Raw genomic sequence first — 14504 nt, 5'->3', positions numbered from 1 at the left:
TGCCATGTGTTCCTGTGGGAGCCCCTCGATGGGGCCCCGCAGGTCTACAGGCCGGGGATCCGGCCGTTGCGGAACAGGTCGACGAAGATCTGGTGGTCGCCGCGCGCGCGTGCCCCGTAGCTGTGGGCGAAGTCCACGAGCAGCTCCGCGAAGCCCTCCTCGTCGGCGGCGATGGCGGCGTCGATGGCGCGCTCGGTGGAGAACGGCACGAGCTCCGAGTGGCCGCTCTCGTCGTCCGCCGCGGCGTGCATGGCGGCCGTGGCGCGGCCCAGGTCGGCGACGACCGCGGTGATCTCGTCCAGGTCGTCGATGTCCGACCAGTCCAGGTCCACCGCGTACGGCGACACCTCGGCGACGAGCTGGCCCGCGCCGTCCAACTCGGTCCAGCCAAGCCACGGGTCGGCGTGCGCCTGCAGGGCGCGCTGCGAGATGACCGTGCGGTGGCCCTCGTGCTGGAAGTAGCCGCGGACCGCGGGGTCGGTGATGTGGCGCGAGACCGCGGGGGTCTGGGCCTGCTTGAGGTAGATCACGACGTCGTTCTCCAGGGCGTCGCTGTTGCCCTCCAGGAGGATGTTGTACGAGGGGAGGCCCGCGGAGCCGATGCCGATGCCGCGGCGGCCGACGACGTCCTTCACGCGGTAGGAGTCGGGGCGGGTGAGCGAGGAGTCCGGCAGCGTCTCCAGATAGCCGTCGAAGGCGGCGAGCACCTTGTAGCGGGTGGCGGCGTCGAGCTCGATGGAGCCGCCGCCCGGCGCGAAGCGGCGCTCGAAGTCGCGGATCTCCGTCATCGAGTCCAGCAGGCTGAAGCGGGTCAGCGAGCGGGCGTCGCGCAGCGCGTCCAGGAGGGGGCCCTGGGCGGTGTCCAGCGTGAAGGGCGGCACCTCGTCGCTCTTGGCGCCCGTCGCCAGGTCGTGGATCCGCGCGCGGTAGGCCGTGGCGTACGCCCGCACCAGGCCGGTGATCTGCTCGTCGCTCAGCGCCTTGCTGTAGCCGATCAGGGCCATGGAGGCGGCGAAGCGCTTCAGGTCCCAGGTGAAGGGGCCGACGTACGCCTCGTCGAAGTCGTTCACGTTGAAGATGAGGCGGCCCTGGGCGTCCATGTACGTGCCGAAGTTCTCCGCGTGCAGGTCGCCGTGGATCCACACCCGGCCCGTGCGGTCGTCCAGGTACGGGCCGCCGTGCTGCTCGCGCTCCTGGTCGGCGTAGAAGAGGCAGGCCGTGCCGCGGTAGAACGCGAAGGCGGAGGCCGCCATCTTCCGGAACTTCACCCGGAACGCGGCGGGGTCGGCGGCGAGGAGCTCGCCGAACGCGGTGTCGAAGACGGCGAGGATCTGCTCGCCGCGCTGCTCAGCACTGGGCTGCGGGACCGACATCGCTGGGTGCCTCCTGGTACGGGGGTGGTGCGTGACACGGGGGCGGACGCTCCGCTCCCGGGGACAGGGGATCTTCCGCCCCTTCGGGACAGGTGTTCCGCCCCTTCCAACGCTCGACCGTACCCCCGAGTGCCCGCCGGGTGTCACTGCCGCGGATTAGACTTCCACGCTGTCCCCCCAGACTGCCCGCAGCCTGTAGCCCAGCGTTTCCCGGAGGCCTTCCACCGTGACCAAGCCGCCCTTCACGCACCTGCACGTGCACACCCAGTACTCGCTGCTTGACGGTGCCGCGCGGCTCAAGGACATGTTCAACGCGGCCAATGAGATGGGCATGACGCACATCGCCATGTCCGACCACGGCAACCTGCACGGTGCGTACGACTTCTTCCACTCGGCGCAGAAGGCGGGCGTGACGCCGATCATCGGCATCGAGGCGTACGTGGCGCCGGAGTCGCGCCGGAACAAGCGCAAGATCAAGTGGGGCCAGCCGCACCAGAAGCGCGACGACGTGTCCGGTTCGGGTGGTTACACGCACAAAACGATCTGGGCGGCGGACAAGACGGGTCTGCACAACCTCTTCCGGCTGTCCTCGGACGCGTATGCGGAGGGCTGGCTCCAGAAGTGGCCGCGTATGGACAAGGAGACCATCTCCCAGTGGTCGCAGGGGCTGATCGCCTCCACCGGCTGCCCCTCCGGAGAGCTCCAGACCCGGCTGCGCCTCGGCCAGTTCGACGAGGCTGTGAAGGCCGCCGCCGAGTACCAGGACATCTTCGGCAAGGACCGGTACTTCCTGGAGCTGATGGACCACGGCATCGACATCGAGCGCCGGGTCCGCGACGACCTGCTCCGGGTCGGCAAGAAGCTCGGCATCCCGCCCCTGGTGACGAACGACTCGCACTACACGTACGCGCACGAGTCCGTCGCGCACGACGCCCTGCTCTGCATCCAGACCGGCAAGAACCTCTCGGACCCGGACCGCTTCCGGTTCGACGGCACGGGTTATTACCTGAAGTCGACGGACGAGATGTACGCGATCGACTCCTCGGACGCGTGGCAGGAGGGCTGCCGCAACACGCTCCTGGTCGCGGAGCAGATCGACACCACCGGCATGTTCGAGAAGCGCGACCTCATGCCGAAGTTCGACATCCCGGAGGGCTTCACCGAAGTCACCTGGTTCCAGGAGGAGGTCCGGGTCGGCATGGAGCGCCGCTACCCGGGCGGTGTCCCCGAGGACCGGCAGAAGCAGGCCGAGTACGAGATGGACATCATCATCCAGATGGGGTTCCCGGGGTACTTCCTCGTGGTCGCCGACTTCATCATGTGGGCCAAGAACAACGGCATCGCGGTCGGCCCGGGCCGTGGCTCCGCGGCCGGCTCGATCGTCGCGTACGCCATGGGCATCACCGACCTCGACCCGATCACGCACGGCCTGATCTTCGAGCGGTTCCTCAACCCCGAGCGCGTCTCCATGCCCGATGTCGACATCGACTTCGACGAGCGCAGGCGCGTCGAGGTGATCAGGTACGTGACGGAGAAGTACGGCGCCGACAAGGTCGCCATGATCGGCACGTACGGCAAGATCAAGGCGAAGAACGCCATCAAGGACTCCGCGCGCGTGCTCGGCTATCCGTACGCGATGGGTGACCGTCTCACCAAGGCCATGCCGGCCGACGTCCTCGGCAAGGGCATCGATCTCTCGGGCATCACCGACCCCAAGCACCCGCGATACAGCGAGGCGGGCGAGATCCGGGGAATGTACGAGAACGAACCGGACGTGAAGAAGGTCATCGACACAGCCAAGGGCGTGGAGGGCCTGGTCCGGCAGATGGGCGTGCACGCCGCCGGCGTGATCATGTCCAGCGAGCCCATCGTCGACCACGCCCCGCTCTGGACGCGGCACACCGACGGCGTGACCATCACGCAGTGGGACTACCCCCAGTGCGAGTCGCTCGGCCTGCTCAAGATGGACTTCCTGGGCCTGCGCAACCTCACCATCATGGACGACGCCGTCAAGATGGTGCGGGCCGGCAAGGGCATCGACCTGGAGATGCTCTCGCTCCCGCTCGACGACCCCAAGACCTTCGAACTGCTCTGCCGCGGTGACACGCTCGGCGTCTTCCAGTTCGACGGCGGCCCGATGCGCTCGCTGCTCCGCCAGATGCAGCCCGACAACTTCGAGGACATTTCCGCCGTCTCGGCCCTGTACCGGCCGGGCCCGATGGGCATGAACTCGCACACGAACTACGCGGAGCGCAAGAACGGCCGCCAGGAGATCACGCCGATCCACCCGGAGCTCGAAGAGCCCCTGAAGGAGACGCTGGGCCTCACCTACGGCCTCATCGTGTACCAGGAGCAGGTGCAGAAGGCCGCGCAGATCGTCGCCGGCTATTCGCTCGGCGAAGCCGACATCCTGCGCCGCGTGATGGGCAAGAAGAAGCCCGACGAGCTGGCGAAGAACTTCGTCCTGTTCCAGGAGGGCGCGAAGAAGAACGGCTACTCGGACGCCGCGATCCAGGCCCTGTGGGACGTCCTGGTCCCCTTCGCCGGCTACGCGTTCAACAAGGCACACTCCTCCGCGTACGGCCTGGTCACCTACTGGACCGCGTACCTGAAGGCGAACTACCCGGCCGAGTACATGGCCGCGCTGCTCACCTCGGTGAAGGACGACAAGGACAAGTCGGCCGTCTACCTCAACGAGTGCCGGCGCATGGGCATCAAGGTGCTCCCGCCGAACGTGAACGAGTCGGTGCACAACTTCGCCGCGCAGGGCGACGACGAGATCCTCTTCGGCCTGGAGGCGGTGCGCAACGTCGGCACCAACGTGGTGGAGTCGATCATCCGCTCGCGCAAGGCCAAGGGGAAGTTCACCTCCTTCCCCGACTACCTCGACAAGGTCGAGGCGACCGCCTGCAACAAGCGCACCACGGAGTCGCTGATCAAGGCGGGCGCCTTCGACACGATGGGGCACACCCGCAAGGGCCTCACCGCGCAGTACGAGCCGATGATCGACAACGTCGTGGCGGTCAAGCGCAAGGAGGCCGAGGGCCAGTTCGACCTCTTCGGCGGGATGGGCGACGAGTCGGGCGGCGACGAGCCCGGCTTCGGGCTCGACGTGGAGTTCTCCACCGACGAGTGGGAGAAGACCTATCTGCTCGCGCAGGAGCGGGAGATGCTCGGTCTGTACGTCTCCGACCACCCGCTGTTCGGTCTGGAGCACGTTCTGTCCGACAAGGCGGACGCGGGCATCGGGCAGCTCACCGGCGGTGACTACTCGGACGGCTCGATCGTCACCATCGGCGGCATCATCTCCGGGCTCCAGCGCAAGATGACCAAGCAGGGCAACGCCTGGGCCATCGCCACCGTCGAGGACCTCGCGGGCTCCATCGAGTGCATGTTCTTCCCCGCGACCTACCAGCTCGTCTCCACCCAACTCGTCGAGGACGCCGTGGTGTTCGTCAAGGGACGCCTCGACAAGCGCGAGGACGTACCGCGCCTCGTCGCCATGGAGATGCAGGTCCCCGACCTGTCGAACGCGGGCACCAACGCGCCCGTGGTGATCACCATCCCCACGGTCAAGGTGAGCCCGCCGATGGTCACCCGCCTCGGCGAGGTCCTCAGCCACCACCGGGGCAACAGCGAGGTGCGGATCAAGCTCCAAGGGGCGCAGAAGACCACGGTGCTGCGGCTCGACCGGCACCGCGTGAAGCCGGATCCCGCGCTCTTCGGCGACCTCAAGGTGCTGCTCGGCCCGTCCTGCCTGGCGGGCTGACCCGGCCCGCCCCTTACCTGACCCGCCCCTTACTTATGCAAAACGGACACCGGGAGGAGTAAGATGCATACTGCATCTACTTCTTCTCGCGTGTGAGGTTGAGAGCCGTGAACGCTGCCGCTGTCGACAAGGCCGTATTTCTGATGCGGGAGACGCACCAGTCCCCGGAGGCCACGCGCCTGGCGCTGCGGTCCTACTTCCCGCGGATGGAGTTCACCGACCGGGTGCGGCATGTACGGGCCGCGTACGCGCTCCTCCAGGGCGGCGGCCCGGTCGCGCGGCCGGGCCTCTCCGAGCTGCAGAGGCCGAGCACGTTCATGGTCGCCCACGAGCGGCACGGCTTCACCGACTGACCTGCTTACTGACGTAACCGCACGGCAAGGGGCGCACCCGCATCGGGTGCGCCCCTCATGTGTGCCTGGTCATGCGTCAGTTGAGTCGGACGCGTCAGTTGTGGCCGAAGCGACGCTGGTGCTTACGAGCAACATCCGCGGGGCTGCCCTGGGCCTGCGACTGCAGGGGGGACTGGGCCTCCGTCGCGGTCGACTTGGCCTGCTCCTGCGCCTGCTCGGCCTGCGAGGCGCGGTCCTGCTGGCCGCCCTGCTTGCGATTCTTGTTCTTGGCCATGGTGATCTTCCTCCTGAAGGGGATCTGGGGGCCATGACACGGCCAGACTCACATATGGGGCACAAGTGTGCATTTCAGAGAATTACCGTGCGTAATAAGGCCTGTCGGCGGGCGATCCGCCGATGCGCCACGCCGAAGATCGAGTTCCGGCCGTTAACCTTCGCCGGGTCGGGCAGACTCGAAGGAAACCCGACGCGGACCCGCACCCCTGATTCGTTGTCCTGACAGGGTGTCTTCGTGGGCCTTCGAGGGAACGTCCAGAGACCTCCGGGCACTGTTCTGGAACCTCCTGGGAAAGAGGGTGGACCGCGTGGATCGCTGCATCGTCCTGGTGGACGCCGGGTATCTGCTGGGCGCCGCCGCGAGTCTCCTCGCGGGCGAACCCTCCAGGTCCCGGATCACCGTCGATCACAGCGCCCTGATCCAGGGCCTGCGCGAGCGCGCGGAAGCGGACACCGAGCGCCCCCTGCTGCGCATCTACTGGTTCGACGGGGCCCCGGACCGGGTGCCGCAGCCCGAACACCGGCGGCTGCGCGTCATGCCGCGCGTGACGGTCCGGCTCGGCGCCCTGACCCGCAGCGACGGCCGGTGGGCGCAGAAGGGCGTGGACGCCGCGATGCACGCCGAACTGACCGAACTGGCCCGCAACCGCGCCTGCTCCGACGTCGTGCTCGTCACCGGCGACGGCGATCTGCTGCCCGGCATGATGGCCGCCAAGGAGCACGGAGTCGCCGTCCACCTCTGGGCCGTGCAGGCCGCCGACGGCGACTACAACCAGTCCGAGGACCTGGTCGCCGAGGCCGACGAGCGGCGCGTGCTCGACCGGGCCTGGATCACCAAGGCCGTACGCCCCAAGGAGCTCACCGGCATCTGCGCGCCGCCGCCCGCGCCCCGCCCGGAGATCGCCGCGATCCTCTCCGCGCCGCTGCCCGAGTCCGCGCTCGCCGCCGCCGCGCAGCACGCAGAGACGGAGGCGCCCGACCGGCACGCCGCCCCCGCAGCCAACGGCCGCCGGGACACCGAGCACGCCGCCGAGCACCGGATCGCCGCGGCCAAGGGCGTGCCCACCCCCAAGGACCTGGCCGCCCTGCGCGGCCCCGGCACCCAGACCGCCGCCCAGCACCCCACCAACGCCACCCTGCGCTGGTCCTCCGACAAGGGCTGGGTCGAGCGCCCCGGCGGCGCGGCCGAGGGCCCCGAGGTCGCCGCGCTGCCAACCCTCGCCCAGCTGACCACGGCCGAGCAGCGCTGGGCCGACCGGGAGGAGGACATCACCACCGTCGGCGGCGACCCCTACGAGGTCGGACAGGTGTTCGCACGACGCTGGATGGCGCGCCTCCCGGAACAGCACAACCTGCAGAAGCTGTCGACGATGTACCCCCGGATCCCGCACCGCATCGACGGGGAACTCCTCCGCTACGCGGCCCGTTTCGGCCTGCTCGCCCACAAGGACGACCAGATCGACGAGCACGACCGCTATGCGATCCGGGCCGGTTTCTGGCGCGAGGTCGATGTGCGGACCGCCGCCGAGCACGCCCCCGCGGGGGACCGCGCCGGAGACTGACACGGGACGTAAGGGGCGCCCCGGGCGTCGCCCGCGCCCGCCGACCCCGTAGGCTCGTCCTTCGTGAGTACGCGCCCGGCACCGGCAGTCCGACAGGGACACCGTCAGGAACACGGCACCGACACCGTCTGCGCGGTGCGCGACCTGGTCCGGACGTACCCCGCCGCCCGTGCCCGCCGCGGCAGGCCCGCGACCCCCGAGATCCGCGCCACCGACGGCATCTGTCTGACGGTCGAGCGCGGCGAGATCTTCGGCCTGCTCGGCCCCAACGGCGCCGGCAAGTCCACCCTCGTACGCCAGCTGACCGGCCTCATGCGGCCCGACAGCGGGAGCGTCGAGATCCTCGGCCACGACATCGTGCGCCACCCCGAGCGGGCCGCCCGCATCCTCGCGTACCTGGGGCAGGAGTCCACCGCCCTGGACGAGCTGACCGTGTCGCTGGCCGTCGAGACGACCGGACGGCTTCGCGGTCTCGAAGTTCCGCGGGCCCGGGCCGAGCGCGACGCGGTCCTGGAGGAGCTGGGGCTCACGGCGCTGGCCTCGCGGCCGCTGAAGAAGCTGTCGGGCGGGCAGCGGCGGCTCGCCTGCTTCGCCACCGCGCTGGTGGGGGAGCGGCGGCTGCTCGTCCTCGACGAGCCGACCACCGGCATGGACCCCGTCGCGCGGCGGGCCGTCTGGGCGGCGATCGACCGGCGCAGGGCCGACCAGGGGGCGACGGTCGTGCTCGTCACCCACAACGTCATCGAGGCCGAGACGGTCCTCGACCGGGTCGCGGTCCTCGACCAGGGCAAGGTCATCGCCTGCGACACCCCCGCCGGACTCAAGGAGCAGGTCGCGGACGAGGTGCGGGTGGAGCTGGTGTGGCGCGAGCGGGCGCCGCTGGACGTGCCCGAGGTCGCCGCGCTGCGCTCCAGCGCCGTGGAGTCGGGGCGGCGGTGGTCCCTGCGGCTCGCCCCCGACGAGGCGCGGGCCGCGGTGGCGGCGGTCACCGGCGGGGCCGCGTTCGCCGCGCTCGACGACTTCACGCTGGCGACGCCCAGCCTGGAGGACGTCTATCTGGCGTTGGGCGGCAGCGGACGGGGGCTGGTGAAGGCGTGAGCGTGGACGACGGTGAAGGCAGGACCTTGGACGACGGAGACGACGACGGAAGGGTTGCCCGGTGAGTGCCGTTCCCCTCGAGGCCGTGCTGCGGGTCGACGGGCGTGACGAGGCGACGGACGGGGGCCCCGCGCCCCTCGGGCCCCCGGCCCGGCTGTTCCCGGCGCTCTCGGCCGTGTACCGGGCCCAGCTGTCCCGGGCCCGGGTCGCCCGGATACCGCTGCTGTTCGTGGCGACCTTCCAGTCCGTCGGGATCATGATCCTGATGCGGGGCGTCGTCGACGGGGGCGGTGAGGCGCGGGCGGTGGTGGCCGGCTCCTCCGTGCTCGTCGTCGCCTTCGTCGCGCTCAACCTGCTCGCGCAGTACTTCGGGCAGCTCCGCTCCGACGGCGGGCTCGACCACTACGCCACCCTGCCCGTGCCGCCCGCCGCCGTGGTCCTCGGCGCCGCGGCCGCGTACGCCTCCTTCACCGTGCCCGGCACCTTCGTCACGGCGGTCGTCGGGTGCGCGCTCTTCGGCCTCCCGCTCACCCATCTGTGGGTGCTCGTCGCGGTGATCCCGCTGGCCGGTGCCGCGCTCGCGGGGCTCGGCGCGGCCCTCGGCCTGCTCGCGCCGCGCCCGGAACTGGCCACGCTCCTCGGCCAGATGGGCATGTCGGCGGCGCTGCTGCTCGGCGTGCTGCCGGCCGACCGGATGCCCGCGCCGCTGCAGTACGCGCGTGACCTGCTGCCCTCGACGTACGGCGTGGAGGCCTTCGCCCGTACGTTCGGGCCGGATCCGGACTGGGCGGTGGTCGCGCTCGACCTGGCGGTCTGCGCGGGCGTCGGCGTGGTCTCGCTGGCCGTCGCCACCTGGGCGTTCCGCCGCGCGGCCGTCCGCTGAGGCAGCGGGGACGCAGCGGGGAAGCAGCGAGGACGCGCCGCACCGGCGCGCGGGGGCGGCGCGCGGCCCTTCCGCCGGGCCCACCCGCCGGAACACAGGTACGCCTGGCACGATGTGGGGGTGACCGCACCGCTGACACCCTCCCAACCGCCGCACCACCAACCCCCGTACGACTCCTGGCAGGCAGCCGCGCAGCCGTCGGGAGCGACGGCTCCCCACGGACACCTGGAGGACGGTCCCGGCATGAAGACCGAAGTACTGCGGGCCGCGGTGACCATGGTCGTGGTGGCTGTCAGCGGCCTGCTGCTCGCGGCCCTGTGGGTGTGGCTCGCGCCGCGGGTGCCGCTGATCTCCGACGGCAAGGCGGTGTACCTCAAGGACACCGAGGGCGAGCAGGCGATGGGCGTGGACGGAACGTTCACGCTCCTCGCGCTCGGCTTCGGCCTGGTCTGCGGGATCGTCGTGTTCCTGCTGAGCAGGCGCGGTGGCATCCCGCTGGTGGTCGGTCTCGGGGTCGGCAGCCTGCTCGGCGCGCTGCTCGGCTGGAAGGCGGGCATCTGGCTGGGGCCCGAGACGGACGTGGTGGCGCACGCCAAGGCCGTCGGCAAGGGCGTCGTCTTCGACGCGCCGCTGGAACTCAAGGCCAAGGGCACGGTCCTCGCGTGGCCGCTGGCCGCGCTGGCCGTACACCTCGGCCTCACCGCCCTGTTCGGCCCACGGGACCCCGAGCCCTACCCGGCGCCGATGCCGTACGCGGGGCCTCAGGACGACGTGCGGCCGGACGGGATGCGCCCGAACGCCTAGAGCCCTTCGCTCGGGTCAGGCCGGGCGTCTCCCGTGGTTGGCCTTGCGCTTCTTCGTTCGCCATTTCCGCATGCGCGTCTTCTTCGACATGCCCTCGGTACTAGTCCCGTACGGGACCGGTGTCGAGGGCGCTTTCACGTCGTCCGCGCGGACGACGTGAAAGGGCGCAGGGCCCGCCTCAGGCCCTGCCGACCGGCGCCAGCACCGCGCCCGTGAGCTTCGCGAGGTCGGCCGGTGCCAGTTCGACCTCCAGGCCTCTGCGGCCCGCCGAGACGCAGATCGTGGCGTGTGCCGACGCCGAGTCGTCCAGGACCGTGCGCAGCCGCTTGCGCTGGCCGAGCGGGGAGATGCCGCCGCGCACATAGCCCGTGGTGCGCTCGGCGGCGGCCGGGTCGGCCATGACGGCGCGCTTGCCAAAGACCGCGGCGGCCAGCGCCTTCAGGTCCAGGGTGCCCGCGACCGGGACGACGGCCACGGTCAGCTCCCCGTCGACCTCGGCGACCAGGGTCTTGAAGACCCGGTCGGGGGAGACGCCCATGGCCTCGGCGGCCTCCTCGCCGTACGAGGGGTGCGCCGGGTCGTGCTCGTAGGAGTGGACGGTGAAGGACGCACCGGCCGCGGTGAGCGCCACCGTCGCGGGCGTGCCTCCCGCCTGCTGCTTCTTCTGTTTCTTCGCCAAGGTGCTCGCGCCTTACGTCAGTTGAGGACGTCAGTTGAGGCTCGTCGTCCCGCGTGTCAGCTCCGTCGCGGGCAGGGACGGCAGATTGCGGATGATCGCGGTCTCGGAGCGCAGCAGCTTCAGCTCGTCCCGCAGCCGCGACGCGGTGTCCGGCGCCTCCAGGAGCCGCTGCTTGGTGGCGGTGTCCAGGACGGCCGCCGCGGCCACCAGGAACGACACGACGGACGGGTCGTCGGGCAGCTCGGCCCCCGTCGACAGCGACCGCTCCCGCGCCCCGGCCAGCCGCTTCTGGTAGGAGCGGAAGGCCCGCAGCACTCCTTCGGCCAGGGTGCCCGCGCCGTCGCCCGGCTCCTCGGGCACCTCCTCGACCTCGGCGGTGAGGAAGGCGCCGGAGGCGTCGACGGAGTGGATCCGCACCCGGGTGGTGCCGGTCGCGAGGACCTCGAAGCCGCCGTCGGCGCGCTCCCTGATGGTCGCCGCGTCCGCGACGCAGCCCACGGTGTGGAAGGCCTTGAGCGGGTCGTCGCCGAAGCCGGCGGCGGGGCCGTGCTCGGGCAGCGCCGTCGGGTCGGGGAGGCCGGGCGCGCTCGGCGCCACCTCCAGGCCGTCGCGGATCGCGACGACCGCGAACCGGCGCTGGTCCTCCTCGGACGTCTTGAGCAGCTCGCGCATCATGGCGCGATATCGCTCCTCGAAGACGTTCAGGGGCAGCACGAGGCCGGGGAACAGCACCGAGTTGAGCGGAAAGAGCGGAAGCCGGGTGGTCACGACCGGCAAGCCTAATGGTCGCCGGAGCGGCTCGGCCCGCGCGGAGGGCGCAACGGCGTCATCGACGCCACTTCGATGCGTACGCCGTCGCGCAGCTCCAGGAACTGGCCGAGCGGATCGTCGGCCATCCGGTCCCAGGGGAAGGACGTCGCGTACGGCCCGATCAGGCGCAGCTGCTCCAGGGCCTCGTCCCAGCGTTCCAGGCGGACCAGGACGTAGGTGAGGAGGTTGCGGACCTCGGCGGGCCACGGGTCCCCGGCCGCGTACCGCAGGGACAGGCCGATCGCGAGGTCCGCCGCCGCGTCGAGCCGTGCGCGCGGCACCTTGCCCGAGGGGCTGGTCAGATACGCGAAGGCGGCCCGCGCGGGAAGGACCTGTATCAGCGAGCCGGGCAGCGCGTCGCCCGCGGCCCGCTCGGCGAAGTCGAAGCACTCGCGGTGCGAGCCGTACCAGGCGGCCGAGAGGTACTGCAGGGCGGAGGCGTGGCAGCCGTAGTGGTACGAGGAGCGGCGCACCGCCTCCTCCCACAGCTGTTCGAAGACGGTGTGCGGGGCGTGGGTGCCGCGGGCGTGGTCGAGGGCGATCCGCCAGGGCACCGGGTCGCGCGGGTCGGCCTCGGCGGCGGCGGTGAGCAGCGGGCCCGACTCGCGGAGCAGCTCGGCGCGGGCCGGCGACTCCCAGCCGCGGACGACGGCGAGCTCGGCCTTGACGAGCAGCGCGTCGGGGTCGTGCGGACAGGCGTTCAGCCAGTCGTCGAACCACTCGGGGCGGGAGCGGGCGAAGGCGGCGAGCCGGGTGGCGTAGCGGTCGCGGTTCTCCCACTCGGCGGCCTCGCGGGTGGTGGCGAGGACCTTCGAGGCCGGGCCGTACTCACCGCGCCCGGCGGCGACGAGCGCGGGGGCGAGCCGCTCGTCGGGCACGTCGAGGAGCACCTCGTCGTCCGGCGGCAGCCCGGCGGCGAGCCGCGGGGTGTGCCGGACCATGCGGGCGGTACGGATGAAGGCACGCAGCACCGTGCCCTCCTTTACGCCTCAACCGGAGCCGCTCGCGCGGGCTCGCCGGTCACCTCGTGGTTGCTCGTTTGCCGGTCGCTGGGATGACGGTCGAGGGGCGGGGAAGGTTGCCTGCGGTCGCGTAACGGTTCGGCCCGCGACGGCCGGATCCGGCCACGCGAGGTCGCCCTTTCCGGCCGGGCCCGGTCCGGCCCTCAGTTGCGGCGCAGGAGGCGGGTCGCGCCCGCGGCCACCGTCGTGGCCAGGACCCAGCCGAGCAGGATCAGCGCGGTGGAGAACCACTGCCAGCCGCCGTGCAGCTGCCAGTAGGTGTCCTGGCCGAGGTTGATGACGGGCAGCAGCAGGTCCAGGGAGAACAGGGCGGGGTCCCAGTCCGGATGCTCGTCCGCCTTGATCGCCGGCGGGTCGGCGCGCGAGAAGATCACCGCGCTGACCGCCCAGAGCACCGCCATCCAGACGGCGGCCCGGCCCGGCCGGTAGCCGTAGGCGACGGTCCAGTCCTGCGCGTACCCCCACAGCTTCGCCGCCAGCGGCAGCGTCTCGCGGCGCCTGCGCTGCTTGGCGAGGAGGACCTCGCGGGCGTCGGCGTCCTCGCCGCCGTTGCGCAGGACGGCGGCGAGCTTCTCGTACGGCTCGGGGTTGTACTCGGCCGTGGCGGCCGCCACCCAGCTCAGCCGCCGGGCCAGCGGGAAGCTGCCGACGGGCACCAGGTTCTCGTAGCTGAACCCGCCCATCTGCAGCCCGCCGGGGCCGGGCCAGCTCGTCGCCCGGTCGATGAGGTTGACCACCTTGACGCCGGACAGCACGACCTTGCCGCGCTGCGGCGTCTCGCCGAGGAAGCGCAGCTCGGGCGTCTGGACGCGGCGCAGCGACAGCTCCTGGTCGTTCTGGAGGGTGAAGCGGGCCTGCGCGAAGTCGATGGCGTCGCCGAAGCGGCCGTCGTCGAGGCGGATGCCGCCCACGCACTCGAAGCGCTGCACCCGGGTGCCGCGGGCCGGTGTCGTGCCGCTGGTCTGCGGCGGATTGCCGACGGCGGCCGGGGTCAGGTACAGGGTGCGCTCGACGGTCAGCTGCGGGGCGTTCAGGGCGTGCCGGCCGTACTGGTTGATGAGCTTGCTGCCGCGCAGGCTGAGCGAGACGCCGATCTTCGCGCCGCGCAGGCTCAGCTCGCCGTGCGACTCCATCATCTCGGCCTGCAGGTCCTGGCCGACGGTGAGGCCGTCGCCGGTGATGGAGCGGCTGCGCCGGTCGCGGTAGACCACGGCCTGGTTCAGGAGCAGGTCGGTGCCGATGTGCGCGTCGGTGAGGCGGATGCCGTTGTGCACCCGGCAGCGCGGCAGGTGCAGGTCGCCCTCGGTGTGCAGCCGGGCGGCCTCGACGCGCGGGATCGAGCAGTCGACCAGGCGCAGGGTGGCGAAGCGGGCCTCGGGGAGCAGCACCTCCTTCTCGAACCGGCAGTGCTTCATCTCGGTGTACGGGCCGATCGTGCCGCCCGCGAGGTCGAGCACGTCGGTGATCTGCACGCCCGCCAGCTTCAGCGAGGAGACCCGTCCCGCCAGCGCGGGCGGGCCGTCCAGAAGCAGCCAGCAGACGATCCGTGCGCGCACGCTGCGCTCGGGGCCCCAGGGGTGCCCGCCGTGCGGGTCGTCGACGGCGGGATCGCCGGACCTGAGGTCGTAGACGCTGCCGTTGCGGAAGGCCTGCCACATGCCGATCTCCGCGGCGGTCAGCCCGTCCGGCGGGTCCCCGGTGGCGTCGTCGACCACTGCTCGTGCCCTCCCTTTTCAGGCGCGCGTTGCTCGCACACCTGTTTCATGCCCGCTGTGTGACCGGCTGAACGCTAGTGGTGAACGCCCTCTTCCGGGGTTCATATCAGCCAGTGATACGGGCGTCCGGTGCCGAAAGAAGGTCTGAGAGAATTGATCC

12 protein-coding genes are annotated in these 14504 nt (G+C 71.2%); 6 read left to right on the top strand and 6 right to left on the bottom strand.

Annotation, left to right across the window (positions count from 1 at the left end):
• Window positions 1-44 precede the first annotated feature (44 nt).
• Window positions 45-1373 carry a DUF2252 domain-containing protein gene (locus tag ACFYO9_RS12890; RefSeq protein WP_358704476.1) on the bottom strand — a complete coding sequence of 443 codons (1329 nt, stop codon included), beginning with the start codon at window positions 1371-1373 and terminating at the stop codon, window positions 45-47.
• Window positions 1374-1599: 226 nt separating this feature from the next.
• On the opposite strand from ACFYO9_RS12890, the gene dnaE reads away from it, so the two are divergent.
• Window positions 1600-5142 (top strand): DNA polymerase III subunit alpha, encoded by a 3543-nt coding sequence (gene dnaE / locus ACFYO9_RS12885; RefSeq protein ID WP_358777414.1) that lies wholly within the window; start codon window positions 1600-1602, stop codon window positions 5140-5142.
• A gap of 107 nt (window positions 5143-5249) precedes the next feature.
• Window positions 5250-5495 (top strand): hypothetical protein, encoded by a 246-nt coding sequence (locus ACFYO9_RS12880; RefSeq protein WP_355813506.1) that lies wholly within the window; start codon window positions 5250-5252, stop codon window positions 5493-5495.
• Between the two features lie 94 nt (window positions 5496-5589).
• On the opposite strand, the gene ACFYO9_RS12875 is transcribed toward ACFYO9_RS12880, so the two are convergent.
• Entirely contained in the window at window positions 5590-5769 is a 180-nt protein-coding gene (locus ACFYO9_RS12875; protein ID WP_355813503.1) for a hypothetical protein, read from the bottom strand.
• A 310-nt stretch (window positions 5770-6079) separates the two neighbouring features.
• Here ACFYO9_RS12875 and ACFYO9_RS12870 point away from each other — a divergent pair, with 310 nt between their 5' ends.
• The 4 genes from ACFYO9_RS12870 (at window position 6080) to ACFYO9_RS12855 (ending at window position 10118) form a co-directional block, all read left to right on the top strand.
• Window positions 6080-7333, top strand: a complete 1254-nt coding sequence (locus ACFYO9_RS12870) for an NYN domain-containing protein (RefSeq protein WP_355813500.1) — start codon at window positions 6080-6082, stop codon at window positions 7331-7333.
• A gap of 63 nt (window positions 7334-7396) precedes the next feature.
• Window positions 7397-8431, top strand: a complete 1035-nt coding sequence (locus tag ACFYO9_RS12865; RefSeq protein ID WP_388666247.1) for an ABC transporter ATP-binding protein — start codon at window positions 7397-7399, stop codon at window positions 8429-8431.
• A gap of 61 nt (window positions 8432-8492) precedes the next feature.
• Window positions 8493-9314 carry an ABC transporter permease gene (locus ACFYO9_RS12860; RefSeq protein WP_388666244.1) on the top strand — a complete coding sequence of 274 codons (822 nt, stop codon included), beginning with the start codon at window positions 8493-8495 and terminating at the stop codon, window positions 9312-9314.
• A 120-nt stretch (window positions 9315-9434) separates the two neighbouring features.
• Window positions 9435-10118 (top strand): DUF2567 domain-containing protein, encoded by a 684-nt coding sequence (locus tag ACFYO9_RS12855; protein ID WP_358777413.1) that lies wholly within the window; start codon window positions 9435-9437, stop codon window positions 10116-10118.
• A 178-nt stretch (window positions 10119-10296) separates the two neighbouring features.
• Here the strand turns inward: ACFYO9_RS12855 and ybaK are convergent, their stop codons facing one another.
• From ybaK to ACFYO9_RS12835, 4 genes are all read right to left on the bottom strand, one after another.
• Window positions 10297-10797 (bottom strand): Cys-tRNA(Pro) deacylase, encoded by a 501-nt coding sequence (gene ybaK / locus ACFYO9_RS12850; RefSeq protein ID WP_358777412.1) that lies wholly within the window; start codon window positions 10795-10797, stop codon window positions 10297-10299.
• Window positions 10798-10827: 30 nt separating this feature from the next.
• The gene (locus tag ACFYO9_RS12845; protein WP_355813492.1) at window positions 10828-11574 is read right to left on the bottom strand and encodes an LON peptidase substrate-binding domain-containing protein; all 747 of its coding nucleotides are present in this window, start codon (window positions 11572-11574) and stop codon (window positions 10828-10830) included.
• A 2-nt stretch (window positions 11575-11576) separates the two neighbouring features.
• The gene (locus ACFYO9_RS12840; RefSeq protein WP_358777456.1) at window positions 11577-12548 is read right to left on the bottom strand and encodes a hypothetical protein; all 972 of its coding nucleotides are present in this window, start codon (window positions 12546-12548) and stop codon (window positions 11577-11579) included.
• A 224-nt stretch (window positions 12549-12772) separates the two neighbouring features.
• Complete coding sequence (locus ACFYO9_RS12835; RefSeq protein WP_355813863.1) at window positions 12773-14287, bottom strand: oxidoreductase; 1515 nt, start codon at window positions 14285-14287, stop codon at window positions 12773-12775.
• Between the last annotated feature and the right edge of the window lie 217 nt (window positions 14288-14504).

It is taken from the genome of Streptomyces sp. NPDC005863 (assembly GCF_042871345.1).
Classification (GTDB): domain Bacteria; phylum Actinomycetota; class Actinomycetes; order Streptomycetales; family Streptomycetaceae; genus Streptomyces.
This window is presented reverse-complemented; position numbering and strand designations above follow the sequence as displayed.